This window comes from Streptomyces clavifer (genome assembly GCF_036345975.1).
Classification (GTDB): Bacteria; Actinomycetota; Actinomycetes; order Streptomycetales; family Streptomycetaceae; genus Streptomyces; species Streptomyces clavifer.
The window spans coordinates 2,943,420-2,968,994 of the sequence record NZ_CP107793.1; the positions used below are offsets into that span (position 1 = coordinate 2,943,420).

Sequence of the window (25,575 nt, forward strand, 5' to 3'; positions counted from 1 at the left end):
CGCACGGGGCGCTCGTCACACCTTCAGGTACTTGCGCAACGCGAAGAGAGCGGCAACAGCCGGCATCAGCAACCCGATCGCGAGGACCAGCGGAAGCTTGGTGAGCACCGCTTCCCATCCGATGAAGTCGATCAGGTTCAGCTTCTCCTGGAGCGCCAGACCGCCGTCGATCAGGAAGTACCGGGCCGCGAGCAGGATCACGCAGGCGAGCAGGCCGCCGATCAGACCGGCGAACGCGGCCTCCATGATGAACGGCATCTGGATGTAGAACCCGGACGCCCCCACCAGCCGCATGATGCCCGTCTCCCGTCTCCGGCTGAACGCCGAGACGCGGACGGTGTTGACGATGAGCATCAGCGCGATGACGAGCATCAGCACCATCAGGAAGACGGCGGCCACGTTCATGCCGTTCATCAGCCCGAAGAGGTTGTCCAGGATGCTCCGCTGGTCCTGGACGGACTGCACCCCGTCACGGCCGGCGAAGGCCGTCGCGACGACCTTGTACTTCTGCGGGTCCTTCAGCTTGACCCGGAACGACTCCTGCATCTGGTCCGGCGTGATGTTGCCGGCCATCGGGGAATCGCCGAACTGCTCCTGGTAGTGCTTGTACGCCTCGTCGACCGTCTCGAAGAGGACCGGCTTCTCGACGGCGTCCATCTTCTCGAGATCGGCCTTGATCTCCTTCTTCTGCTGTGCGGTGACGGCACCCTTGGCGCACTTGGGAACGTCCTTGGCGTCGTTCTTGTTGCAGAGGAAGATCGAGACGTTGACCTTGTCGTACCAGTAGGTCTTCATCGAGCTGACCTGCTCGCGCATCAACAGCGCACCGCCGAACAGGGCGAGCGAGAGGGCGACGGAGACCACGACCGCGAAGGTCATCGTGAGGTTGCGACGAAGACCGACGCCGATCTCCGACAGGACGAACTGGGCGCGCATGGCGTCCTTTCAGTACTCGATGCTCGTGCAGGTGCTCAGTGCTGGTAGCCGTAGACGCCGCGCGCCTGGTCACGTACGAGACGGCCCTGCTCGAGCTCGATGACGCGCTTGCGCATCTGGTCGACGATGTTCTGGTCGTGGGTCGCCATGATCACGGTGGTGCCGGTCCGGTTGATCCGGTCCAGCAGCTTCATGATGCCCACGGAGGTCTGGGGGTCGAGGTTGCCGGTCGGCTCGTCCGCGATCAGCAGCATGGGGCGGTTGACGAACGCGCGGGCGATCGCGACGCGTTGCTGCTCACCACCGGAGAGCTCGCCGGGCATGCGGTCCTCCTTGCCCCCGAGACCGACGAGGTCGAGCACCTGCGGAACGGCCTTGCGGATCTCACCGCGGGGCTTGCCGATGACCTCCTGCGCGAAGGCCACGTTCTCGGCGACGGTCTTGTTGGGCAGGAGCCGGAAGTCCTGGAAGACCGTGCCCAGCTGGCGGCGCATCTGCGGCACCTTCCAGTTGGACAGGCGCGCGAGGTCCTTGCCGAGCACATGGACCATGCCCTGACTGGCGCGCTCCTCGCGGAGGATGAGCCGCATGAAGGTGGACTTGCCGGAGCCGGAGGAGCCCACCAGGAAGACGAACTCGCCCTTCTCGATGTCGAGTGAGACGTCCCGGAGAGCTGGGCGGCTCTGCTTCGGGTAGGTCTTGGAGACGTTGTCGAATCGGATCACGGATGCACCACGGTCGGCCGGGAGTAGGTGTGCGTGACCATACGCGAACCGGGCTGACGCGTGCAGTCGGCGTCCGGCAATGAGGGATTTGTGACGGAACACGGCGGGGAACGAAACGGGGCGTGCCGGACCTTGTCCGGCGGGCCGCGCCGAAATCGGTGCGAGCTGGCACAGTGGTAGGGGGAACGGTTGCGTTTCCCTGAGCGTTGTGCGGAGAGAACGTGATGCGGCTCCGCCGCGCGGGAGGAGGAATGCGCATGACCTATGACCGACTGGTGTGCGCGAACTGCGCGGCGCCCGTGGCCGAGGGACGCTGCCGCGTCTGCCGGGCGAGCCGGGAGCGGATGCAGGACCAGGGTCCGTTCGCGGGCCTGAACCCGGCCATGCTGATAGCGCTCATGGTGATCCTCGTGGCCGCTCTGGCGCTGCTGGCGCACCAAGCCGTCTGACGGGGCGACGCGCCGGGCCTGACACGGCCGAGACGTGCGCGTACGGGCCGCTGGAGCAGTTCGGGTACGCGTAAGGGCCCGGGAGGCCGTCACGGCCTCCCGGGCCCTCATTCGTGCACGTACGGCCTCTAGGCGACCGTACGACCGCCGCCGACCAGACGCGGCAGCAGGCGGAAGCCGATACCGCCGGCGATCATCGTCGCGGCGCCGACCAGCAGGAACGTGGTCTCGGCCGCACCGGTCTCGGCGAGCTCGTCCTTGCCCTGGCTCTGCTCGACCGGCTTGTTGCCGACGCTGTCGGTGTCGGTGTTGTCGGCGCACGCGGCACCGTCGAGGTCGACGGTGCAGGTGCCGGCGCCACCGTCGGTGTCACCCGTCGTGGAACCGGTGGCGCCGGTGTCACCACCGGTCACACCGCCGTTGGTGGTCGAGCCGCCGTCAGTACCGCCGTCAGTACCGCCATCGGTACCGCCGTCGGTACCGCCGTCGGTGCCACCGTCAGTGCCACCATCGGTACCGCCGTCGGTCCCACCATCGGTGCCACCGTCAGTACCGCCATCGGTACCACCATCGGTACCACCATCGGTCCCACCATCGGTGCCACCGTCAGTACCGCCATCGGTACCGCCGTCGGTCCCACCATCGGTACCACCGTCGGTCCCACCATCGGTACCACCGTCGGTACCGCCGTCGGTCCCACCATCGGTACCACCGTCAGTACCGCCATCGGCACCGCCGTCAGTGCCACCATCGGTACCACCGTCGACACCACCATCGGTGCCACCGTCAGTACCGCCGTCGACACCGCCGTCAGTGCCGCCGTCAGTCCCACCATCGGTACCGCCATCGGTACCACCGTCAGTGGCACCGCCGTCGGCGCCCGCGTCGACTCCACCGAGGAGGCCGCCGATGAGCTCGGGCTCGTCCTGGACCATGGTCTCGCTGCTCGAGTTCTCCTCGAGCGTGTAACCGGCGGCCTGTGCCGCACCGGCGACGGTGAGCGAGGCACCCGCGGCAATAACCGCACCGGCGGCTATCCGCGCGACGCGGATTCGCGTCTTCTTCGTCATCTGTTGCTACCCCCAGTAGCTGATCTCGTCAGAGGAGCAGCCGTACGCGGTCCACGGCCCTGCGGGGTCACACTCTCTGCAGGGCCACGCCGTACCGTGGTCATCCCGCCCGCCCCCGATCACACCTGTCCCAGACATACGCATGCTGCTCCAGCACCCTGTCCAGAGTTAAGGACTACGTCAAGGCCGTTCCGGGTCATACGCGGCGCTATGGGGGTTCTTGACGGCTAATCGGAACCACGACTGTGACGCATTCGCCACACGGGCCGCCAACTCCCCCGCGCGGGGCGGGACAAGCGAACGGGCCCGGGCAGGATTCCCTGCCCGGGCCCGACTGCCGTACGGATACGGCTACTTCTCGCTCTGCTTGCGCCAACGGATGCCGGCCTCGATGAAGCCGTCGATCTCTCCGTTGAAGACCGCCTCCGGGTTGCCCATCTCGAAGTCCGTACGCAGGTCCTTGACCATCTGGTACGGGTGAAGGACGTACGAACGCATCTGGTTGCCCCAGGAGTTGCCGCCGTCGCCCTTGAGCGCGTTCATCTTGGCCTGCTCCTCCTGGCGGCGGCGCTCGAGGAGCTTCGCCTGGAGGACGTTCATCGCGGACGCCTTGTTCTGGATCTGCGAGCGCTCGTTCTGGCAGGAGACGACGATGCCGGTGGGCAGGTGGGTCAGACGCACCGCGGAGTCCGTGGTGTTGACGCCCTGGCCGCCGGGGCCCGAGGAGCGGTACACGTCGACGCGGAGCTCGGACTCGTCGATCTCGACGTGGTCCGTCTGCTCGACCACGGGCAGCACCTCGACACCCGCGAAGGACGTCTGGCGCCTGCCCTGGTTGTCGAACGGCGAGATGCGGACGAGCCGGTGGGTGCCCTGCTCGACGGAGAGCGTGCCGTAGGCGTACGGGACCTCCACGGCGAAGGTGGTCGACTTGATGCCGGCCTCTTCGGCGTACGCCGTCTCGTAGACCTCGGTCTTGTAGTTGTGGCGCTCGGCCCAGCGGAGGTACATGCGCTGGAGCTTCTCGGCGAAGTCCGCGGCATCCACTCCGCCGGCCTCGGCCCGGATGGTGACCAGGGCCTCGCGCGCGTCGTACTCGCCGGAGAGGAGCGTGCGGACCTCCATCTCGTCCAGCGCCTTCCGGACGGACTCCAGCTCTGTCTCCGCCTCCGCGAGTGCGTCGGCGTCACCCTCGTCCTCGGCGAGCTCGAAGAGGACCTCGAGGTCGTCGATGCGACCGCGCAGGGCCTCGGTCTTTCGCACCTCGGCCTGGAGGTGCGAAAGCTTGCTGGTGATCTTCTGCGCCGCATCCGGGTCGTCCCAGAGGGACGGCGCCGCCGCCTGCTCTTCGAGCGCGGCGATGTCGACCCTCAGCGCATCCAGGTCCAGGACGGCCTCGATCGACCCCATGGTCGAGGAGAGGGACTTCAGCTCTTCGGAAATATCGACGACTGCCACGGGTCCAGCCTAACGGCTGGACGGATGAACCTGTCCCTCCCCCGGCCCAGCGGGGCTCTCAGGGCGCCGACGGCGCCGAATTCTTCGTGTCCTGGGGCGTGGCGCCCGCGTCGTCGCCGCTGGTCGCGAGCCAGCCGGCCACCCCTACGGCCGCACACAGGACGAGCGCGGCCGCACCGAGCGTGATGCGGCGCTTACGGACGGCCGCCGACTTGTTACGGGCGGATCCGGGCCGCGGCCGGCCCGGGGCGCGCGGGGCGCGGGCGGTGCCCAGGGGGCCGCCGGCCAGCTCGTCGGGGGCCGGGACGCGCATGCTCGTGTGGGTGTCCCGGTTGGAGTCCGGGGAGGAGCCGGGGACCAGCGGGACCGCGCCGCGCCGACGGGGCTCCTCGGGGGCCGGGGTGTACTGCTGCTCGTCGTACGTCTGCTGTTCGGCCTCGGTATCCGGCTCGTCGACGTCGAGCGGGGGTATCCCGGACAGGAGCGGGAGCAGCTCCCGCAGGCGGGTCGCGAGCTCGGAGGCGCGCAGCCGGGAGGCCGGGGCCTTGGCCAGGCACTGGATCAGGAGCTGCCAGAGCTCCTCGGGAATGCCCGGGAGCGGCACGACGGTCTCGGTGACGTGACGGCGCAGTACGGCGCCCGGATGGCCTCCACCGAAGGGAGTGAAGCCCGCGAGGAGCTCGTACAGCACCGTGGCGAGGGCGTAGATGTCCACGGCGGCGCGCGGCGGGAGGCCCTCGACGATCTCGGGGGCCAGGTAGTCCGGGGTGCCGATGATCTTGGTGGCCTTGGTGCGGCGCGGGGTGTCGATCAGCTTGGCGACGCCGAAGTCGGTGAGCAGGGCGGGGTGTGAGCCGCCGGGCCCCTGCGGGCCCTCCATGTCGAGCAGGATGTTCTCCGGCTTGACGTCGCGGTGGACCACTCCGGCGCGGTGCGCCGCGGCGAGCCCGTCGGCGACGTCGGCGATGATCGCCGCGGCGGCCTCGGGCGCGAGGCGGCGTTCCCGGTCGAGCCGGGTGCGCAGATCGGTGCCGCGCACCAGATCCATGACCAGCGCCAGGTCGGTGCCGTCCACCACGAGGTCGCGGACGGCGACCACGTGCGGATGGTCGAGCCCGAGCAGAGCGGTCCGCTCCTGTACGAAGCGGCCCACGAGCTCCTGGTCGGACGCGAGGTCCTCGCGGAGCAGCTTGATGGCGACGGGGCCCTCGGGCCCCTCGCCGAGCCACACCGTGCCGGCGCTGCCGCGCCCCAGGATCTGGTGGGCGGTGTACCGGCTGCCGATATTCCGTGCCAAGACTGCTCCCTCAGCGGCTGGCGTTGACCCCCGGTCGACAAAGTTACGCGGCGATCGGGGTACTGCGTGCCCTGGACGGCGCCAACCTCGACTTCTGCGGGCGAATTGGGCCCGCAGAAGTCGACAAAGGTACAGAGTCGGGGCGTTACTGCCCTGTCGTGTCGCTGGGGCTGCTCCCGCCCAGGTCCTCGAACCACTGCGTGACCGTGGAGATCCCGTCCCCTATGGCCTCCCAGTACCCCTTGCCCTGAGCGACCCAGTCCTGGAGCGGTGTCAGCTCCCAGATCAGCCAGCTGGCGATGACCAGCAGCAGCACGGTGAACAGGCATCCCTTGAGACAACCGAGACCGGGGATGCGCATCGGGTTGGAGCTGCGCTGCCGGGGCGGGCGCGGGGCCGGCGGCTGCGGTGCCGGCTGCTGCGGGGGCGCGTACTGCTGCCGCTGGGGCTGGTGTTGCGGCTGGTGCTGCTGGGGTTGGTGCTGCTGCGGCTGGTAGCGCTGCGGCTGCTGCTGCGGGTACTGCTGAGCACGCTGGGGCTGCGGGCGCTGCTGCCTCTGCGGTGGCTGTTGGGGCTGTTGGTGCTGCTGGCGCTGCGGGGGCTGCTGGTCCTGCGAGGGCTGCTGCTGGCGCTGCGGACGGCGGCGCAGCGGGTCCTGGCTCGGGTCGAGGTACTGGACCTGCGTCTGCTCGTTGCGGTCGCGGGCCGCCTGGAGCTGGGACTGCCAGGGGTGCGGGTCGTCGGGTCGCGGCGGGCCGTCGGGGCGCGGCGGCACGGGCGGCATGACCGAGGTCGCGTCGGCGTGGCCGCCCGGGGTCTGCTGCATGACGCTGGTCGCGGCCGACGGATCGTACGAGCCCGCGTTGCTCGGCAGCACCTGCGTGGGGTCCGCCGCGCCCGGGGTCTCCGGTACGGCGGCGGGCGCCGGGTCCGGTGCGAGCAGGGCACCCACGCCCTCGGCGGCAGCGATCTGCGCCGAGTTCGCGTGCACTCCGATGCCCGCGCCGACGGTGCGCAGCGCACGGGCCAGGTTCACGGCGCTGGGCCGCTGGTCCGGGTCCTTGCGCAGGCAGCGCTCTATGACCGTCCACAGCGGTTCGGGGACGGTGGTGGGGCGCCGGGGCTCCTCGCTGAGGTGCCGGTGCAGGACTTCCAGGGCGGTGCCCCCGGCGAACGGCGGGCGGCCGGTGACCAGCTCGTACAGCAGGATGCCCGCGCCGTAGATGTCCACGGCGGAGGTCTGCGGACGGCCTTCGGCGGACTCGGGCGCCACATAGGCGGGCGTGCCCACGAACTCGTGGGTCCGGGTCAGTCCCGGCGAGTCCGCGAGGCGCGCGATGCCGAAGTCCGTGAGCATCGGGTGCATCTCGCCGTTGCGCTCGTCGAGCAGCACGTTGGCGGGCTTCAGGTCCCGGTGGACGACACCGTCCGCGTGGCTGGCCGCGAGCGCGTCCGCGATCTGGGCGGTCAGCAGAGCGGCGGCCACCGGGGTGAACGCGCCGTTCTCGCGGAGGTAGCGGTGCAGGTCGGGGCCGTCGACGAGGTCCATCACGAGGGCGAGGAGATCGCCCTCGACGACGAGGTCCCGGGTGCGCACGATGTTCGCGTGGGTGAGCCGCAGGAGCACGGAACGCTCACGCAGGAACCGCATCACGACATCCGCGTCGTTGGCGAGCTCCTCCTTGAGCACCTTGATCGCAACGGTCTCGCCGGGCTGCCCGGCGACGGCCGCCTCGGCGCCCGCGGTCTCCCGCTGGCGGGCTCGCCAGACGGTGCCCGTGGCGCCGCGTCCGAGCGGCTCCTCGAGCAGGTACTTGCTGCCTACCGGCCGCACGTCATGCGCTCCCTGCTGATCGTTGTGCTTGCGGTCCCCCCGGCCCGCCCGGATGTTCCGGCCCACTCTAGTGCCGCCGTACGGGGCACCGGCCGGTCGCCGTGAGGTCGTGCTGCCGCGGTCCGCCGCCCTGTCCGGGGGAAGACGCTCACACCGAAGGGTTGGTTGCCGATCGAGTGTGCAGCACTCCCCGTTCAGGACCAAGCAGGCACTTTTGCACGCACAGTCGGCCATTCAAGATCACTAAGCGGTCACCCCCGGGCGTGTTGTCAGTGGCAGGTGCGAGGATGCCTCCAGCACGGAACTCCGAGGTCGTGGAACCTCGCACTCCGTGACGACCTGTACCGGACGACGCGTCCGTGCCGGGTGGGGGGAATCACAGGGCATTTCCCCTGCCGGGCGCCCCGCGCAGAAGGGACCGCTGACGGCGATGCAGATCCGGCTGACCGTCCTCGCGCCGCGCAGCGGCCAGACCCCGGCACGCACCTGCGACGTGCTCGTCACCGCCCCCGCGGGGACGGCCCTCGCGGCCGTGGCCTCGAGCCTGGCCGCTGCGGTGACCGGCCCCGAGGGCTCCCAGGGCGGCGGTGCCGTGGTGCTGTACGCCGGGCGTGACCGCCTCGACCCGCAGCGCTGCTCCCTGGGCGAGCCGCCCCTGGTGGACGGCGCGGTCCTCTCGCTGCAGCTGCCCGGTGAGGACGAGGCCGCGGACGACGCCGTCCCGGCGCGGCTGCACGTGATCGCGGGCCCCGATGCCGGCGGGGTCCACCTGCTGCACGGCGGACAGATCCGCATCGGACGCTCCACCGACGCGGACGTCCCCCTCGACGACCCCGACGTGTCGCGGCTCCACTGCGCGGTGACGGTCTCCGAGGACGGCCGGGTGTCGGTCGCCGACCTGGGCTCCACCAACGGCACCTCCCTGGACGGCACGGAGATCGACGGGCGCCCGGTCCGGCTGGCCCCGGGCGCCCTGCTGCGCCTCGGCGAGTCGACGCTCCGGCTGACGACGGGCACCCGCACGCCCACGCTCACCACGGCGCCCGACGGCGAGGGCCACCTGCGCGTGAACCGGGCGGACGCCAGGAGCACCCGCGGGGCGGGCCCGCACGAGGACGCGCAGGAGACCGGCGGCGAGGGCCGGGCCGGCGGATCGCACAGCCGCGCCTACAGCCCGGAGCCCTCCCGCCACGACACCCACGGCGGACACGCCCCGTACGACGGCGGACCCGCCGGGCACGACACCCACGGCGGACACGGCCCGTACGACGGCGGGCCCGCCGGGCACGACGAGCACCGCGGCGGTACCGACGGGCGCCCGCAGCAGGCTTCCCACGGGCGCGGCACCCACCTCGCGGGGGGCGAGCCCCCGCGGCGCGGCGGCATAGGCGCCTGGGCGCGGCGTCTGGCAGGCGGCAAGGGCGAGCCGGAGACCTCGGAGCCGGCCGGTACCTCCCCCTCCCCCTCCCTCCCGGCTCCGTCACCCTCGGCCCCCGCGGGGACCTGGCCGGATCCCGCCACCGTGCTCCTCACCGCGCTCGGCCCCGGCCCCCGGCTGTGGGAGCGCGACACCTCGCACCCGGAGTCCCTGGTCGTGCGCCTGGGCACGACGGAGCGGGCCGACCTGTCCGCCGTACCGGTCACCGTGGGGCTGCGGGAGGCCGGCTCCCTCGGGCTCGCCGGGCCCCGGGCGCGGCTGTCCGGACTGGCCCGCTCGACGGTGGCGCAGCTCGCCGCGCTGCACTCCCCCTTCGACCTGGAGATCGTGCTGATCGCCACGGACCGGGCCCGCGGCACGGAGGAGCGGCGGCGCGAGTGGTCCTGGCTCGGGTGGCTGCCGCATCTGCGCCCCATGCACGGCCAGGACTGCAGACTGCTGCTGGCGTACGACCGGGAGCAGGCGGACGCCCGTGCCGCGGAGCTGGTCCGGCGTCTGGAGGAGGGGCCGCTGGGCCCCGGCTGGGCGAGCGCGGACCGGGCCGCGGTGGCCGAGGCCGCCCGCCGCCACGAGGGACCCCGCACGGTGGTGATCGTGGACGGCGACCCCGGTTCCGCCGCCCTGCGTGAGACCACCGCGGCCCTGGCCGGCGCCGGAGCGGCTGCCGGAATCCACCTCATCTGCCTGGCCGAGACCCCGGCCGCGTCGCCCACGTCCCCGGTCGCCGCGACCTACGACACGGCGTGCCGGGCCTCGATCGCCTTCCGTGAGTGCGGGGCGGTCGCGATGCTGAGCGGCGATGTGGCGACCGCGCTGCGGCTGCTGCGTACGGCGGGCGGCCGGACGGCCGGACACGGCACCGTCGCCGCGGTGGACGCGGTGTCGGTGGCCTGGGCCGAGCGGTTCGCGCGCGCCCTGGCCCCGCTGCGCGACGAGGGCTCGGCCGCCCTGCCCGGGAGACCCATGGCCGCGGCCCTGCCCCCGTCCGCCCGGTTGCTGGACGAGCTGGGCCTGGCCAGAGCCACCCCGGCCTCCCTGATGGCCCGTTGGGCCTCCACCGCGGAGGAGCAGCCCGGTGCGTCGGTGCGCACGGCGGCCCCGGCCGGTGCGGACCTGCACACCACGAGTTCCGGCCGCACCCTGAGCACCGGTCCCCGGGTGGGCCAGCAGCGCGAGGCCCCCGGCCCCGGCCGTACGCCGTTCCGGGACAGCGGTCCCACCGGCGCCGGCTCGGGCCACTCCTCCTACGCCCAGGCCGGCGAGGTGCCCGGACAGCGGCGCGAGGTACCGGCCCCCGCCGCCTCCGGTTACGCGGGACGCCCGGTGATCGTCCTCGGTGCCGGGCCGCACGGCCCCCTGTCCGTCGATCTGGCCGACGAGGGACCGCACCTGCTGATCGAGGGACCGGCGGGCAGCGGCCGTACGGAGCTGCTGCGGGCCGTCGCCGCCTCGCTCGCCTCCGCCGCCCGGCCCGACCGGCTCGGCATCCTGCTGATCGACGGCGCGGGGGGTGAGCGCGGGGAGCGCGGCGAGGGCCTGGGCCCCTGCGCGGAGCTGCCGCACGTCTTCACCCACCTGGTCGCCTCCGACCCCGTACGGATGCGGGAGTTCGCCCAGGCGCTCGGCGGCGAGCTGAAGCGCCGCGCGGAGCTGCTCGGCCGGCTGGACTTCACCGAATGGCACGCACGGTACGAGCGATCGCAGACGCTCACCGGGAGACGCGCCTCCGGAGCGGCCGAACAGCGCGGCGACCTCGACTCCCCCGCCAGCGGCACCCTGCGGCTCCGTCCCGCAGCCGCGCGGCCCCTGGACCCCGGCCCCTCTCCGCTGCCCAGGCTCGTCGTCCTGGCCGACGATTTCGACGCCCTGGTCGCCCCGGCTCTCGGCAGCCCCGGCCGGCCGTCCGCCGGGTCCGTCGTGCGCGTGCTGGAGGCCGTGGCCAGGGACGGCGGACGGCTCGGCGTCCATCTGGTCGCCACCTCCGCCCGCCCCGACCGCACCGAGGACACGGAGCTGGCCCGCGGAGCCAGGCTGCGCATCATCCTGGACCCGCCCGTCGTACCGCCGTCCCCGGACGAGACGGCACCGGGACGCGGACGCCTGGGGCATCCCGACGGCCGGGTGACGCCGTTCCAGGGCGGCAGGGTCACGGGCCGCATCCCGCGCACGGCGACCCTGCGTCCCACCGTCGTCCCGCTGGAGTGGGAGCGCATGGGCGATCCTCCGGCCCGCCGGCAGGTCCGCGAGCTGGGCAACGGGCCCACCGACCTGGCCCTGCTCGCCAGCGCCCTGGAGCGGGCGGCCCGTTCGGTGAACGCGGAGCGGCTGCCCCCGCTGGCCCCCTCCCACCCGTGAATTCCGCTCCGTCTCCCTGTCGCTGACGCCACGTCACGAGCCGATCACGATCTCCGTGGTGGGGGTGATCGCGGTATTGCGGCACCTGTTGACCCGGCGTAGGACTGTGCGGACGAACGGCAAGTCGAACCGCACGATGTGAGACGCGACCAGCACCGAACAGCCCCACCGTCGGTGCCGGTCCGTGCACACACGCACAGGAGAGACGGGGCAGAGATGCGCACAACCCTTCGCATGCGCAGGGCCGCACTGGTGTTCACCGCGATCGGGGCGCTGGCCCTCACCGGCTGCGGTGGAGGCGATGACGGCAAGGACGGAGCGGACGCGGGATCCGGTCCGGACAAGGACAGTTCGCCGACCGTCGTCCTGCCGAAACTGGACGGTGAGAAGGTCTCGGTCGCCGCGGTCTGGACGGGCCCCGAGCAGGCCAACTTCACCAAGGTGCTGGACGAGTTCGAGAAGCGCACGGGGGCCACGGTCACCTTCGTCCCGGCGCAGGACCCGATCGTCAACTTCCTCGGTACGAAGATAGCGGGCGGCCAGCCGCCGGACGTCGCGATGATCCCGCAGGTGGGCGCGATCCAGCAGGCCGTGGCCAAGAAGTGGGCCAAGCCGGTCGGCGACGAGGCCAGGGCCCAGCTCGGCCAGAACTACGCGCAGGTCTGGCAGGACCTCGGCGCGGTGGACGGCACCCAGTACGGCGTCTACTTCAAGGCCGCCAACAAGTCCCTGATCTGGTACAACGCCCAGGCGTTCGAGAACGCGGGCGCGAGCGAGCCGAAGACCTGGAAGGACTTCATCGCCACGGCCGAGACCGTCTCCGCCTCCGGTGTCACCCCGGTCTCGGTCGGCGGCGCGGACGGCTGGACGCTCACCGACTGGTTCGAGAACATCTACCTCTCCCAGGCGGGCCCGGAGAAGTACGACCAGCTGGCCAAGCACGAGATCAAGTGGACGGACCCGTCCGTGAAGGACGCTCTCACCACCCTCGCCGAGCTCTTCGGCAAGCCGGAGCTCATCGCGGGCGGCGCCGACGGCGCGCTGCAGACGGAATTCCCGACCTCCGTGACGCAGACGTTCACCGGGGGCGACCAGCCCAAGGGGGCGATGGTGTTCGAGGGCGACTTCGTCTCCGTCAACATCGCGCAGACCGAGGCGAAGATCGGCACGGACGCCAAGGTGTTCCCGTTCCCGGCGGTCGGCGCGGACTCCCCCGTGGTGACGGGCGGCGACGCGGCCGTGGCGCTCAAGGACAGCAAGGGCGCCCAGGCGCTGCTGACCTGGCTCGCCTCGGTCGACGCGGCGAAGATCTGGGCCGAGCAGGGCGGGTTCATCTCGCCCAACAAGGCGCTGGACGCGGCCGCCTACCCGAACGATGTGCAGCGCACCATGGCCGAGGCGCTGATCGCGGCCGGGGACGACGTCCGGTTCGACATGTCCGACCAGGCCCCGCAGTCGTTCGGCGGGACGCCCGGGAAGGGCGAGTGGAAGATCCTCCAGGACTTCCTGAAGAACCCGAAGGACATCGCGGGGGCCCAGGCGAAGCTGGAGTCCGACGCGGCCGCGGCGTACAAGAGCTGACGGGATGAGCACAACGACAGCGGGGGGCCCCGCCCCGGTGCCTCCCGCCGCCCGGCGTCCTGACGAGCCCCCGCGCGTCCGCACGCGCAGGAGCGTGACCGGCACCCGGAGGGTCATCGCGGCGGCGTTCCTGCTGCCGGCCCTGGTGCTGCTCGGCGCACTCGTCGTCTATCCGATCGTGTACTCCGTGTACCGGTCCTTCCTCGACCAGTCGGGGACCGGTTTCGCGGGCCTCGACAACTACAAGGCGCTGTTCACCGACGACACCATCCGCACGGCGGTGCGGAACAACGCGATCTGGGTCGTGTTCGCACCGACGGTCGCCACCGCGCTGGGGCTGATCTTCGCGGTGCTGACCGAACGCATCCGGTGGGGTACGGCGTTCAAACTGATCGTCTTCATGCCGATGGCGATCTCGATGCTCGCCGCGGGCATCATCTTCCGGCTGGTGTACGACCAGGCCCCGGAGCGCGGGGTCGCCAACGCGGTGGCCGTGGGCGTGCACGACACCTTCGCCGCGTCCTCGGGCTTCCCGAAGGCGCACCCGCTGCCGGTCCACCCGCTGAAGGCGGGCGGCGGCGGTTCCTTCGTGACGAAGGAACCGGTCCGGGCCGGTGAGCCGGTGCGGCTGCCGCTGGTGGGGGTGGCCCCGGCGAAGATGCCGGACGGCGCCCGGCCGGCGAAGGCCGTGACGGCGGCGGCGGACGGGAGGATCACCGGCACCGCGTGGCTGGACTTCACCAAGGGGGGAGGCGGGAAGCCCAACGTCGTCGACCCGAAGGAGCTCGGCCTCGACGGCATCACGGTCGAGGCGGTCAGGGACGGCAAGGTCGTCGCCTCGGCCACGGCGGGCGCGGACGGCGTGTTCACCCTGCCCGCGTCGGCGGACGGCGCGCAGATCCGGCTCCCGGCGGAGAACTTCCGGGAGCCGTACAACGGCGTCGACTGGCTCGGACCGTCCCTGGTGACACCGGGGATCATCGGCAGCTACGTGTGGATGTGGGCGGGCTTCGCGATGGTGCTGATAGCGGCGGGCCTGGCGGGCCTGCCGCGCGAACTCCTGGAAGCGGCCCGGGTGGACGGTGCGAACGAGTGGCAGGTGTTCCGCCGGATCACGGTCCCGATGCTCGCGCCGGTCCTGGCGGTGGTGCTGGTCACCCTGATGATCAACGTCCTGAAGATCTTCGACCTGGTCTTCATCATCGCGCCGGGCTCCTCGCAGGACGACGCGAACGTCCTGGCACTCCAGCTGTACCGGTCCTCGTTCGGCACGGACGCGGACCTGGGGGTCGGCAGCGCCATCGCGGTACTCCTGCTGCTGCTGGTGATCCCGGTGATGCTCTTCAACATCCGCCGGATGCGGAGGGAGGGCCGCCGATGACCACGCCGGACACCACAGCGACGGCCCCCTCCCGGGGGTACGGGGGCCGCCCCCCGGAAGAACACAGCAACATCCGCCGGATGCGGAAGGAGGGCCGACGATGACGACGACCGAGCCGGTGAAGGCGGGCCCCGCCCCGGATGCCGGGCCCGGGCCCGTGAAAGCCCGGCGGCCCCTCGGCGCGCGGATCGCCGCCCGTGCGGGCGGCGGTGTCATGCGGGTCTTCCTCGTGCTCGTCGCCCTGTTCTGGCTGATGCCTACCATCGGGCTGCTGCTCTCCTCGCTGCGCGGGGCGGAGGACATCGCGGCGACCGGCTGGTGGAAGATATTCACCGCGCCGTCGGAGCTCACCTTCGAGAACTACCAGCGGCTGCTCGACAATTCGACGATCACCGATTCCCTGTACAGCACGGTTCTGATCACCGTGCCGTCCACCCTCCTGGTGGTGGTGATCGGCTCGCTCGCCGGATACGCCTTCGCCTGGATGGAGTTCCCCGGCCGCGACTGGTGGTTCCTGGTCGTCGTCGGGCTGCTGGTGGTCCCCGTGCAGGTCGCCCTGATCCCGGTCTCCGAACTCTTCGGCACGATCGGGATCTTCGAGACGACCTTCGGCGTGATCATGTTCCACACGGCGTTCGGCCTGCCGTTCGCCATCTTCCTGCTGCGGAACTTCTTCGCCGAGATCCCCCGCGAGCTCCTGGAGGCCGCGCGGCTGGACGGGGCGGGCGAGATCCGGCTCTTCACCCGGGTCGTGATGCCGCTCGGGGGTCCCGCGATCGCCTCGCTGGGAATCTTCCAGTTCCTCTGGGTGTGGAACGACATGCTCGTCGCGTTGATCTTCGCGGATTCCGAGTCGCCTCCGATCACCGTGGCGCTGCAGCAGCAGGTCCGCCAGTTCGGCAACAACATCGACGTGCTGGCGCCCGGGGCCTTCGTGTCGATGGTGATTCCGCTGGCGGTGTTCTTCGCCTTCCAACGACAGTTCGTCTCCGGCGTGATGGCGGGCGCCGTCAAGTAACGCACTCCGGCACAGCACATGCGTACGTCAACACCAGGGCGGCCCGTTCACTCGTGCACGGGCCGCCCTACCTCGTCGTTCCCCCGAATGCCACATCCGGCGTAACCATGTCACTCCATCGGCCGTTTGCGGGCCACCTGCCCGCCCGCGAGCGACCCCTGGATGTGTTGTGCCCCGGTTCAGTGTCATCGTGCCCGCGTACCGGGTCCAGGCGTATCTGCACGCGTGTCTCGACTCCGTGCTGAACCAGTCCTTCAAGGACTACGAGATCATCGTGGTCGACGACTGTTCACCGGACGCCTGCGGCCCGATCGCCGACGAGTACGCCGCCCGTGATCCCCGGGTCGGCGTCGTCCACCTCCCGCACAACTCCGGCCTCGGTCCCGCGCGCAACGCCGGAGTGGCCAGGGCGAGCGGGGACTACCTGCTCTTCCTGGACGGCGACGACACGTTCACCCCCGAGGCCCTGCAGACCATCGCCGACCGGCTGGAGGCGACCGCCGACCCCGACGTCCTGGTCTACGACTACGCCCGTACGTACTGGTCGGGCGAGAGCGAACGCAACACCTTCGCCCACCACCTCGCGGAGACGGGCCCCGGCTCCTTCCGGCTGGCGGAGCGCCCCGAGCTCCTGAAGGTCCTGATGGTCGTCTGGAACAAGGCGTACCGCCGCGAGTTCATCGAGGCGGAGGGCTTCACCTTCCCGCCCGGCTACTACGAGGACACCCCCTGGACCTATCCGGTGCTGATGGCCGCCGGATCGATCGCCGTCCTGGACGCCGTCTGCGTGGGCTACCGCCAGCGGCGCCGGGGAAACATCCTCTCCACCACCACCCGCAGGCACTTCGACGTCTTCGACCAGTACGACCGGGTCTTCGCCTTCATCGACGCGCGTCCCGAACTCGCCCTCTGGCGACCGGTGATGTTCCGCCGGATGCTCGACCACTTCTCGACGCTGTACACCTCCCAGGCCCGGCTGCCGCGCGGCACCCGGGCCCCGTTCTTCCGCCGGGCCCGCGCCCACTGCCGCCGCTACCGCGCCCCGGGCGCCCCCGTACCCGGCCGTACCCGGTTGCGGCACGCCCTGTTCCGGCTGGGCGCCCACCGCACCTACCGCGCCCTGTGGGCGGCGCAGCAGCTGCGCCGCCGGCTGCGCCGCGGCAACGCGACGCTGCGGCGCGCCGTGCGTGGCACCGCCCTCCAGGTGCACTACCGGGTCCAGCTGCGGCTGCCGGTACGGCCCGGGGAGGCGGTGTTCGCCGCCTACTGGAACCGCGGCTACACGTGCAGTCCCGCAGCCCTGGAGGCCACGGCCCGCGCACTCGTCCCCGGACTGCGCACCTCCTGGATCTGCCGCCCCGAGGACGCGCACACCGTGCCGGCGGCCACCCGGGTGCTGCACCCGGGGACATTCGCGTACTGGACGGCCCTGGCGCGCTCCAAGTACCTCGTGAACAACGTCAACTTCGATCGCAGGCTGGTGAAGAGACGGGGTCAGGTACTGCTGCAGACCCATCACGGGACGCCCCTGAAGACCATGGGGACCGACCTCGTGCACCGCCCCGCGGCAGCCGGATCCATGGACTTCGCACAGCTGCTCCGCAACATCGACAAGTGGGACTTCTCGCTCTCCGCCAACCAGCACTCCACGCTCGTGTGGGAGCGCGCCTACCCCTCCGGCTACACCACGCTGGAGTACGGCAGTCCCCGCAACGACGTCTTCCACCGCGTGGACGCCGCCGAGACCGCACGGCTGCGCGAGCGCCTGGCCATCCCGGCCGGGAGCACCGCCCTGCTGTACGCGCCCACCCACCGGGACTACCGGCGCGACCAGCGCCACCCCCTGGACCTGGACCGGCTGGTCCGGGTCCTGGGCCCGCGCTTCGTCGTGCTGGCCCGCTCGCACTACCTGGACGAGACGGCCCGGACGACGGCCGGGCGCACCCGGCATCCGCGGATCATCGACGTCAGCGCCCATCCGTCCGTCGAGGAACTGTGCCTCGCCTCGGACGCGTTGATCACGGACTACTCGTCGCTGATGTTCGACTACGTCAATCTGGACCGGCCCGTCGTCCTCCATCTGGAGGACAGGCAGGCGTACGAGGCGGCGCGCGGCACGTACTTCGATCTGGAGGCGTTCCCGCCCGGGGCGGTGGCGCGCGACCCGGAGGAGCTGCACGAGATCTTCGCCACGGACCACTGGCGCGGCCCCCGGTCGACGCAGCGACGGGCGGCGTTCCGGGCCCGGTTCTGTCCGTACGACGACGGGCACGCGGCGGAGCGGGTGGTGCGCCGGATCTTCCTGGACGACACCTCCGGGCTGCCGCTGCCCGTGCCGCTCACCAGCCGGGGGCCCACCGGGGTGCCCCGGCAGGTGCCGGTGCGGGAGTACACCAACGGGTGAGGCCCGGGGCGCGAGGGGAGATCCCGCGTCCCGGGCCCGGCTTCCGCGGGGCGCCGGGCGGTCCCGGAGCACCGCGCCCTCTGCTCAGCGTTCCAGGAACGCGAACAGCTCCTCCCAGCGGGACATGATCTCCGCCTCCGAGAACCGCTGGACGTTGACCCTGGCCCGCGCCCCCATCGCGTCCCGCAGCCGGGGACTGCCGGTGAGCCGCAGCAGCCGGTCGGCGAGCGCCCCGATGTCCCCGGCGGGGGCGAGGAGTCCGTCCTCGCCGTCGCGCACGATCTCCCGCACGCCGGGCGCGCAGTCGAAGGCCGCGCACGGCACGCCGCTCGCCATCGCCTCCATCAGCGCGAGCGGGAAGCCCTCGCCGCGCGAGGACTGGACGAAGACGGAGGAGGCGGCGAGCGCACCCGGGACATCGTCCGTACGCCCCCGCCAACGGACCGATCCGTCCAGCCCCAGGCCGGTGCACCGGGCCCGGAGGTCCGCCTCGTCCTCGCCCGCCCCGTACACGTCCAGGTGCCAGTCGGGGCGCTGCGGGGCCACCAGGGCCCAGGCGTCCAGGAGCATGTCGATGCCCTTCTGGTCGGAGAGCCTGCCGATGCTCGCCACCGACTTCTCGCACCGCGGGGAGGGCACGTCGGGCAGGGCGGCCAGCGCGTTCGGCAGGAAGCCGACGTTGTTCATCCCGTCGCCCGCCCAGGTGTCGGCGTCCTCCTCGGTGAGGACGAGCCACCGGTCGAGCCCCGTGTAGTGCCTCTTGATCCAGCGGTAGCGGTGGCCGGCCCGGGAGTAGGCGTACGACTCGTGGCTCATCCCGATGACCCGCAGGCCGGTGGTGTCCGCCTCCGAGACCCACTCCATGGCCCAGACCTGGCTGACGATCACCACCCCGCCGGGCCGTGCGGTGCGGAAGACCTCCGAGAGCCGGTCGACGGCCCGGCGCTTCTCCGCGACCCGCGCAGCCTCGTTCCGGCGGGCGGTGATCCGGAAGCGGTCCCGCAGCCCCCGGGGGGCCCAGGGGGTCGGCGGGTGCGCCGGGTACAGCGCGGTGACGGGGTATCCGGGCGGGTCCGGCAGGGCCATCTTCAGTTCGGCGGCGTGGATGCCGACGGTGTGCACCCGGTGGCCCCGCTGCTGGAAGAGCTGGGCGGTCCGGTGCATCCAGCCGGTCACCCCGCCGAGCTCGTCGGTGCTGTTGGAGACGATGAAGACGTCACGGCTGCTCATCGGCCGGCCTCCCCGCCACCGGTGGTCCGGGCCGCGGGCGCGTGCCGGGCGAACACGGTGTCGACGACCGCCCGTGCCGCGTCCCCCCGGTCGTACGCACCGAACTCCCGGGCGAACCTGCTGCGCCGTTCCTGGAAGTCGCAGTCCACGGCCTTCAGCCGGGCCAGCACGGCGAACAGTTCGTCCTCGGTGGCCACCACCGGCCCGGGCGCCTTCTCCCGCAGGTCGAAATAGCTGCCCCGGTCGGCCGCGTACTCCTCGAGGTCGGGTGCGAACAGGACGATCGGCCGGTCCAGGAGCGCGAAGTCGAACATGATCGACGAGTAGTCGGTGACCAGGACGTCGGAGAGCGCCAGGAGTTCACTCACGTCGTGGTGGCGCGAGACGTCCACGACCGTCCCCGGCGGGCACACGGGCAGGCTCGCCGCCTCCAGGTAGTGCGCCCGGACCAGCAGCGTGTACCGGTCGCCGAAGCGCTCCGCGAAGCGTGCGGCGTCCAGCAGCAGCCGTCGCCGCCTCTGCCTGCCGGGCCCGCCGCGGAACGTCGGCGCGTAGAGGACGGTCTTGCGGTGGTCGGGCAGGCCGAGCTCCGCCGCGAGCGCCGGGCGGGGCAGCCGCCCCTCCGTCTCGTCCCGGACCCGGGCCGCCAGGAGGGCGTCGTTGCGCGGGTACCCGGTGCGCAGCAGGGCGCGCTCGGGAAGCCGGTAGGCGCGGGCCAGGGTGCGGACGTCGTGCTCGGAGCGCACGAGGAAGTGGTCGAAGCGGTCCACGGCCTGCTGGAGCCGTTCGCGCTGCGGGGCGTTCTGCAGGCGCACCCGGGTCTCGTCGAAGCCCATGCGCTTGTACGCCGAACCGTGCCAGGTCTGCAGGTAGGTGGTGCCGGACGGTTTGGCCAGCTGCTGCGGGAAACCCTGGTTGTCGACCCAGAACTCGGCCCTGGCGAGCGCCCACAGATAGCGCCAGGACCAGCGGCGCACGAGCCGTGAGCCGTCGGCCGGGAAACCCTCGGGCGAACCGTCGTACGACCAGACGCAGCGCAGGGGGAGCCCCCTTCCGCGTACCTCCTCGTGGATGGCCCGGGGGCTGTCGCCGTAGCAGGTGCCCATGTGGCTCTCGAAGACCACCGACCCCCTGCGCACGGGCAGCCGGAGGAGCCAGGAGTGGTAGACGGAGACCTTGAACCCGCGCGCGTGCAGCCCGTCGCGGCGGGTGCGCAGGCTCCGCAGCAGGACCCTGGCCCGGCGCGCGGGGCGGAAGTGGGTGGCGTAGTGGACGAGCCGCCCGGCCGTGCGGGCGGGGCGGCGGTGCGCTTCGAGGCGCAGCGCGAGATGGTCCTTGAGCGTGACGTAGGGCTGCCAGGTGTCGCCGGCCGCCGGGCCGAGCCTGGGCAGGGCGGGGAAGCGGTCCGCCGGGCCGACGAGGTCACGGGCGGCGAAGAGGTCACTGACCGCGCGGATCCGGCCGTCGTCCACCACCATCCGCACGTCCCACACGGTGTCCCGGACGCCGAGGGGGCGCAGGACACGGGTGAGGTCGGCCCGGGTGCGCCAGCCGATCCCGGTGGCGTCGCGCCGCAGGTCGTCGACGGGTACGCGGAAGGTGCGGGCGCCGTCCCGTACGCGGAATTCCAGATGGGCCGCCACCGACGGCCCCGGCCCCGTGTGCGAGGGCAGCACGAGGCGCCCCTCCAGCAGGACCCGGCCCCCGTCCGGCTCGCAGCGGGTGAGCCGGTTCATCAGCCGCAGCTCGCCGAACGTGCGGTGCTGGTGGCCGAGCTCGGTGACGTCGAGCGCGGGGTCGGCCCCCTCGCCCTGCCAGTACACCCGCCCGTCGTCCGCCACGGTGAGCGGCGCGGCCACCGCGCCCCGTCTGCGCAGCGCGTACGCCACCGCCAGCACACCGTCCGCGTCGCCGCGCTCCAGCAGCCGCACGCCGGCGCGTTCGACGGGCGGCAGGGTGAGCAGGACCGGCTCGGGAACGCTGTCCGGGAGCACCCGGGCGGCCGTCGCGGCGATCCGGTCCCGCTCGGCGGCGGGCAGCAGCGGGAAGGTCCGCACCAGCGGTACGAGGTGGTCGAGCGGGAACGCCCCGTCCCGCTCCTCACGCAGTCCGGCCTGCCCGCACGCCTCGAGGAGGTGGCCCGCCCTGCGGTGCGCCTCGACGAGTCCGGCGACGTCCCGGCCGTCGTCGGGGGCGGCACGCCCGGAGACGATCCGGCGGCGTACGAGCGCGATACGGCCCACCGCCGCAGCGGCCTCGATGCCGAACAGGATCTCGCTGCGGGTGAGGTCCTCCCCGTAGCGCAGGGCGTGCCGTTCCCGTGCCTCACGGCGCAGGCAGAAGCCGGTCACCAGGGCGTCGTGCACGACGAGTCCGGGGGCGTCGGCGAACCGCTCGACGCAGCGTGACCGCGCGAACAGCGGCTGCTGCCACGGCGGTTCCTGTTCCTTCTCGCCGTCCCCGGTGAGGCGGCTCCAGCGCCCGGCGACCAGGTCGGCACCAGTGCGCGCACCGGCCTCCCAGAGGTTGCGGCAGGCGTGCTGCTGGAGTCGTTCGCCGTCGTCGAGCACGAGGACGTACGTGCCCCGGGCCGCGTCCAGACCCGTGTTGCGCAGGGCCGCCACGCAGTCCGCCCGGGCACCGGCGTCGAGGAGGCGGACGCGGTCCGGGGAACGCCCGGCGAGCGAGGCGGCTGCTGCGCGCAGGGCCGCGCCGCCGTCCGCCGGCAGGACGACGAGGGCCTCCACGGCCCGAAGCGTCTGGTCGAGCACGGACTCCACGGAGGCGCGGAGGGCGGCCTCCCCTCCCGGGGCCGCGGTGACGACGCAGCTGAAGTCGGGGGTGCTCATACCCGCGCCCCCTTCAGCATGCGGTCCACGACCCGCACCGCGGCGGTCCCGTCGTCCAGGTCGCAGAACGCCTCGCGGAAGCGGGCGTACGCCTCCTGGTGGGACGTGGCCGCCGACGCGTCGCGCAGGGCCTCGACGACCCCGGCCGAGGTCGGGACCAGCGGACCGGGCGCCCGGCTCTCGAAGTCGAAGCAGAAGCCACGCAGGGTGTCGCGGTAGTGCTCCAGGTCGTAGGTGTGGAAGACCATCGGCCGGCCGGTCTGCGCGAAGTCGAACATCAGGGACGAGTAGTCCGTGACCAGCACATCGCTGATCAGCATCAGCTCGGCCACATCCGGGTAGCGCGACACGTCGCGGACGAAGTCGCTCTCCGGGACGCTCCCGCCGACCAGGTAGTGGCGGCGCACCAGCAGGACGTGGTCGTCGCCGAGTGCCCTCCGGGCCTGTTCCAGGTCCAGTCGCAGATCGAGTCCGTACCGGCCGCTCCGCTTGGGGCGGTCCTCGCGCCAGGTGGGGGCGTACAGGACGACTCGGCGGCCCTCGGGCACGTCGAGCGACCGGCGTACGGCGGCTGCGGTCTTGGCCCGGTCGGGGGCGTGCAGCAGGTCGTTGCGCGGGTATCCGCACTCCAGGACCTCGCCGGTGTGTCCGAGGGCGCGGCGCAGGACGGGTGTGGAGAAGCTGTTCGGCGAGACGAGCACGCTCCACTGGGCGGCACGCCGGGGCATGGACGCCATGTACGCGGTGTCCGCGCACCGGCTGCCCTCCAGGTCGCGGCCGATGCGCTTGAGCGGGGTGCCGTGCCAGGTCTGGACGACGAACTGGCCGTCGGCCCGTTCGAACCACTCAGGCAGCTGGGTGTTGGTGACGACCCAGCGGCTGCGGGCCAGGGCCTCGTGCCACTCGGCGCTGTACAGGGCCACGGCACGGGCCCCGGCGGGCACGGCGGCCTGCTGGTCGCGCACCACCCACAGGTGCTCGACGCCGGTGGCCCGGCGGGCCAGTTCCTCGTGGACGGCGCGGGGCGAGTCCGAGTACTGGCGGCCGTCGAAGCTGGAGTACAGCACCGCGTCCCGCAGCTCGCCGCCGCGCGCGGCGGCGTACCCGGCGCGCAGCCGGCGCTGCCCGTACGCCCCCCTGTCGCGTACCGGCAGGGCGCTGCCGGACTCCAGGCAGAGCCGGTCGTGGAAGCGCCGCCCCAGCGTGAAGCGACGCCCGCCGGACTCCTGGTGCAACGGCATTCCGGCGTGCAGCTGATGCACCACGCGCACCGGGAGGTAGCGCTCCGGGTCCCGCTCGCCCCGCTCGCGGAGGGAGGGGTACCAGCGGCCCTCGGCGAGCGGGAGGGTCCCGCCGATGCCGTCGACCGCCCAGGGAACGAGCTCCGCGCGGAAGGCGTCCCCCGTCCGCTCCACGGCGAAGGCCGACTCCTCCTGATGGCCGCTGTGCCGCAGGACGAGCTCCAGCGCCCGTCCCGTGCCGGCCGGGCAGCTCCCCTCGATGACGAGGGGCCCGCCGTCGGGCCACACCACGCGTCCGACGACGGGCTGCACCGTTCGGTCCGTGAGGACCAGGTCGCCGGAGGGGTTGGCCGCGGCGTACACCTCGCGGCCCCCGGCCAGCGGATACCGTCCGGCATCGGTCTCCGGGCGGGCCGCCACCGTCACCCGGCGTCCCCCGGTGACCAGTTGGACGCCCCAGTCGCCGTCGGAGCGCCGGAACGCGTCGAGCGGCACCTCGGCGACGACCGTGCGGCCGTCCGTGCGGCCGTCCGTGTCACCGCCGGCCACCAGGGGGAACTCCCTGGTCTCCTTGGTGCGCCACTCCTGGATCCGCAGGGCCGTCGGTGCGCTGCCGTCCAGGACCCGCACCGCGATCCGCACCCCGCTCCCGGCCGCCGTCGCCCGGTGCCCGGCGAGCACGGCGTCGACCGGCTCCGCGCGCAGCTCCAGCTTGTTGCCGGAGAGCACGGGGACGATCCGGGTGCGCTCGTCGACGTACCGCACGGCGGGTGCGGCCGGATGGCCGAGCAGCCTCATGGGGCCCCGGCGCGGGCGCCCCGCGCCGATCACGACGGACTCCAGCTTCCAGACCTTCCGGGCGCCCCGCGCCGTCCCCCCGGTGAGCCGGACCGGGTCGACCACGGTCTCGAAACCGGAGCGCTCGTAGTGGTGCAGCGAGCGGCCGGACGCGGCCGCGGCTTCGTCCGTCACCGTCCTGCGCAGCCGGAGCGGCACCAGCCGCCTGCCCGACCGCAGCCAGCCCGTCCCGGCCGACCTGCCCGGGGCGTTGCGGACGTACGCGTACCCCTTGAGGTGCAGCTTCCCGTCCCGCCACACCGCCTCGGTGAGGTGCGCGTGCACGGGGAGGTCCTCGGCGGACAGGGCGGCCGCCCGGCGCGGGAGCGGGCCCTCGACCCCCGGGTGCTGGGCCCGTGGCCGCAGGAGGCCCCGGACGTGGAAGGTGTCGCGGTCGGCCGACTCGTGGGCGAGCAGGGCCAGCAGTTCCGGCATCCTGCGTTCCCGGATGAGCTGCCACTTGACGCGCAGATGCAGCGGCAGCCCGTCGAGGACCGCCGGGTCGACGGTGTCGGCGAAGGCGTTCGCATGGGTGAGGAAGGCCTCGTGGTACTCCGCGTCGCCGTCCGGGAGCGCCTCCATGAACAGCCACAGGTCCCCGGAGAGCGCGTGCGCGTCGTAGTCCCTCCGGGCCTCCGGCATGCCCCGCTCCGCGAGGAAGCGGCTGACGGTGGTGACCGCAGTGACCCGGTCACGGATGCCCCGGGCCACGGCGCGCCGGGTGGTGATCGAGCCGTCCCGGTCCCGCCAGTGGTAGACGGGCTCCTCGACGACGTCCACACCGGCGGCCAGGAAGTGGGCGGGGAGGACGACGGCGATGTCCTCGTACAGGACCCCGGTCGGGAAGGCGAAGGAGTGCAGCTCCCAGAAGGTCCTGCGGAACACCTTGTTGCACGCGATGCGGTCGCCGAGCAGGAGCCCGTCCCGGGTGACGTGGGTGGCCCGGCGGGACCTCTCCATGGTCTTGCGGAACATCGGGGACTGTTCGAGCGCACCGTCCGCCCGGAGCCTGAGCACGTTGCCGGTGACGAAGTCGGAGCCGGACGCGTCGAGTTCACCGAGCATCCGGCGGTACGCGCCGGGCGGCACGACGTCGTCGCTGTCGACGAACGCCAGGAACTCCCCCTCCGGGTGCGCCTGCGCGGCCCCGGCGTTGCGCGCGGCGCCGAGCCCGGCGTTCTCCTGCCGGATCAGCCGGAAGCGCGGGTCCCTGCGGGAGAACTCCAGGGCCACGTCCGCGCTGCGGTCCGTCGAACCGTCGTCGACCATGACGACTTCGAGGTCCGCCATGGTCTGCGCTGCGAGCGAGTCCAGGCAGGCTCCGAGGTACTCCTCGACGTTGTAGAGCGGGACGACGACGGTGAGTCGGGGTGCCATGCGCTGCGCACGATCCTTCCGGGCGGACGACATCGGTCAACTGGTCTGCTGCTTAACGAACGAGCCCCGTGCCGGGGAGGCAACGGGGCTCACAG

The 25,575-nt window shown here is 72.3% G+C and carries 16 protein-coding genes; 6 read left to right on the top strand and 10 right to left on the bottom strand.

What is annotated here, in order from left to right; translation table 11 throughout:
• Positions 1–15: 15 nt before the first annotated feature.
• Both ftsX and ftsE read right to left on the bottom strand, forming a co-directional pair.
• Entirely contained in the window at positions 16–936 is a 921-nt protein-coding gene (gene ftsX, locus OG927_RS12690; protein WP_056798644.1) for a permease-like cell division protein FtsX, read from the bottom strand.
• 35 nt (positions 937–971) lie between these two features.
• Positions 972–1,661: a cell division ATP-binding protein FtsE gene (ftsE, locus tag OG927_RS12695; protein ID WP_014046319.1), complete on the bottom strand. Its 690-nt coding sequence runs from the start codon at positions 1,659–1,661 to the stop codon at positions 972–974.
• A gap of 257 nt (positions 1,662–1,918) precedes the next feature.
• Between ftsE and OG927_RS12700 the strand changes: the two genes are divergently transcribed.
• Positions 1,919–2,110 (top strand): hypothetical protein, encoded by a 192-nt coding sequence (locus OG927_RS12700; protein WP_209470400.1) that lies wholly within the window; start codon positions 1,919–1,921, stop codon positions 2,108–2,110.
• A gap of 128 nt (positions 2,111–2,238) precedes the next feature.
• Here OG927_RS12700 and OG927_RS12705 read toward each other — a convergent pair whose 3' ends face one another.
• From OG927_RS12705 to OG927_RS12725, 5 genes are all read right to left on the bottom strand, one after another.
• The gene (locus OG927_RS12705) at positions 2,239–2,523 is read right to left on the bottom strand and encodes an LPXTG cell wall anchor domain-containing protein (protein WP_330320174.1); all 285 of its coding nucleotides are present in this window, start codon (positions 2,521–2,523) and stop codon (positions 2,239–2,241) included.
• Positions 2,520–2,957, bottom strand: coding sequence for a hypothetical protein (locus tag OG927_RS12710; RefSeq protein ID WP_330320175.1), 438 nt, complete (start codon positions 2,955–2,957; stop codon positions 2,520–2,522). The genes OG927_RS12705 and OG927_RS12710 overlap by 4 nt, the downstream gene beginning before the upstream one ends.
• A gap of 574 nt (positions 2,958–3,531) precedes the next feature.
• Entirely contained in the window at positions 3,532–4,638 is a 1,107-nt protein-coding gene (prfB, locus tag OG927_RS12715; RefSeq protein ID WP_056798653.1) for a peptide chain release factor 2, read from the bottom strand.
• A gap of 58 nt (positions 4,639–4,696) precedes the next feature.
• On the bottom strand, positions 4,697–5,935 hold the full coding sequence (locus OG927_RS12720) for a serine/threonine-protein kinase (protein ID WP_056798654.1): 1,239 nt from the start codon (positions 5,933–5,935) through the stop codon (positions 4,697–4,699).
• Positions 5,936–6,080: 145 nt separating this feature from the next.
• Positions 6,081–7,769, bottom strand: coding sequence for a serine/threonine-protein kinase (locus OG927_RS12725; RefSeq protein WP_330320176.1), 1,689 nt, complete (start codon positions 7,767–7,769; stop codon positions 6,081–6,083).
• Positions 7,770–8,199: 430 nt separating this feature from the next.
• Between OG927_RS12725 and OG927_RS12730 the strand changes: the two genes are divergently transcribed.
• From OG927_RS12730 to OG927_RS12750, 5 genes are all read left to right on the top strand, one after another.
• Complete coding sequence (locus OG927_RS12730) at positions 8,200–11,562, top strand: FHA domain-containing protein (RefSeq protein ID WP_330320177.1); 3,363 nt, start codon at positions 8,200–8,202, stop codon at positions 11,560–11,562.
• A gap of 216 nt (positions 11,563–11,778) precedes the next feature.
• On the top strand, positions 11,779–13,143 hold the full coding sequence (locus tag OG927_RS12735) for an ABC transporter substrate-binding protein (RefSeq protein WP_209470396.1): 1,365 nt from the start codon (positions 11,779–11,781) through the stop codon (positions 13,141–13,143).
• A 4-nt stretch (positions 13,144–13,147) separates the two neighbouring features.
• On the top strand, positions 13,148–14,524 hold the full coding sequence (locus OG927_RS12740; RefSeq protein ID WP_079099503.1) for a carbohydrate ABC transporter permease: 1,377 nt from the start codon (positions 13,148–13,150) through the stop codon (positions 14,522–14,524).
• A gap of 100 nt (positions 14,525–14,624) precedes the next feature.
• A complete protein-coding gene (locus tag OG927_RS12745; protein WP_056798661.1) occupies positions 14,625–15,542 on the top strand; it encodes a carbohydrate ABC transporter permease in 918 nt (305 codons plus the stop codon).
• A gap of 169 nt (positions 15,543–15,711) precedes the next feature.
• Positions 15,712–17,946: a bifunctional glycosyltransferase/CDP-glycerol:glycerophosphate glycerophosphotransferase gene (locus OG927_RS12750; RefSeq protein WP_056798665.1), complete on the top strand. Its 2,235-nt coding sequence runs from the start codon at positions 15,712–15,714 to the stop codon at positions 17,944–17,946.
• An 84-nt stretch (positions 17,947–18,030) separates the two neighbouring features.
• On the opposite strand, the gene OG927_RS12755 is transcribed toward OG927_RS12750, so the two are convergent.
• Genes OG927_RS12755 through OG927_RS12765 form a run of 3 tightly spaced genes read right to left on the bottom strand, consistent with a single transcriptional unit; the run spans position 18,031 to position 25,480 of the window.
• Positions 18,031–19,176 carry a glycosyltransferase gene (locus tag OG927_RS12755; protein WP_124282160.1) on the bottom strand — a complete coding sequence of 382 codons (1,146 nt, stop codon included), beginning with the start codon at positions 19,174–19,176 and terminating at the stop codon, positions 18,031–18,033.
• Positions 19,173–22,025, bottom strand: a complete 2,853-nt coding sequence (locus tag OG927_RS12760; protein WP_124282159.1) for a bifunctional glycosyltransferase/CDP-glycerol:glycerophosphate glycerophosphotransferase — start codon at positions 22,023–22,025, stop codon at positions 19,173–19,175. The genes OG927_RS12755 and OG927_RS12760 overlap by 4 nt, the downstream gene beginning before the upstream one ends.
• Positions 22,022–25,480, bottom strand: coding sequence for a bifunctional glycosyltransferase/CDP-glycerol:glycerophosphate glycerophosphotransferase (locus OG927_RS12765; protein ID WP_124282158.1), 3,459 nt, complete (start codon positions 25,478–25,480; stop codon positions 22,022–22,024). Before OG927_RS12765 ends, OG927_RS12760 begins: the two co-directional genes overlap by 4 nt.
• Between the last annotated feature and the right edge of the window lie 95 nt (positions 25,481–25,575).

Coding starts and splice junctions, on each gene's coding strand:
- OG927_RS12735 (WP_209470396.1), top strand. CDS start 11,779: ATGCGCACAACCCTTCGCATGCGCAGGGCCGCACTGGTGTTCACCGCG.
- OG927_RS12760 (WP_124282159.1), bottom strand. CDS start 22,025: ATGAGCACCCCCGACTTCAGCTGCGTCGTCACCGCGGCCCCGGGAGGG.
- OG927_RS12765 (WP_124282158.1), bottom strand. CDS start 25,480: ATGGCACCCCGACTCACCGTCGTCGTCCCGCTCTACAACGTCGAGGAG.
- OG927_RS12730 (WP_330320177.1), top strand. CDS start 8,200: ATGCAGATCCGGCTGACCGTCCTCGCGCCGCGCAGCGGCCAGACCCCG.
- OG927_RS12755 (WP_124282160.1), bottom strand. CDS start 19,176: ATGAGCAGCCGTGACGTCTTCATCGTCTCCAACAGCACCGACGAGCTC.
- OG927_RS12740 (WP_079099503.1), top strand. CDS start 13,148: ATGAGCACAACGACAGCGGGGGGCCCCGCCCCGGTGCCTCCCGCCGCC.
- ftsX (WP_056798644.1), bottom strand. CDS start 936: ATGCGCGCCCAGTTCGTCCTGTCGGAGATCGGCGTCGGTCTTCGTCGC.
- OG927_RS12710 (WP_330320175.1), bottom strand. CDS start 2,957: ATGGCGGTACCGATGGTGGGACTGACGGCGGCACTGACGGCGGTGTCG.
- OG927_RS12745 (WP_056798661.1), top strand. CDS start 14,625: ATGACGACGACCGAGCCGGTGAAGGCGGGCCCCGCCCCGGATGCCGGG.
- OG927_RS12700 (WP_209470400.1), top strand. CDS start 1,919: ATGACCTATGACCGACTGGTGTGCGCGAACTGCGCGGCGCCCGTGGCC.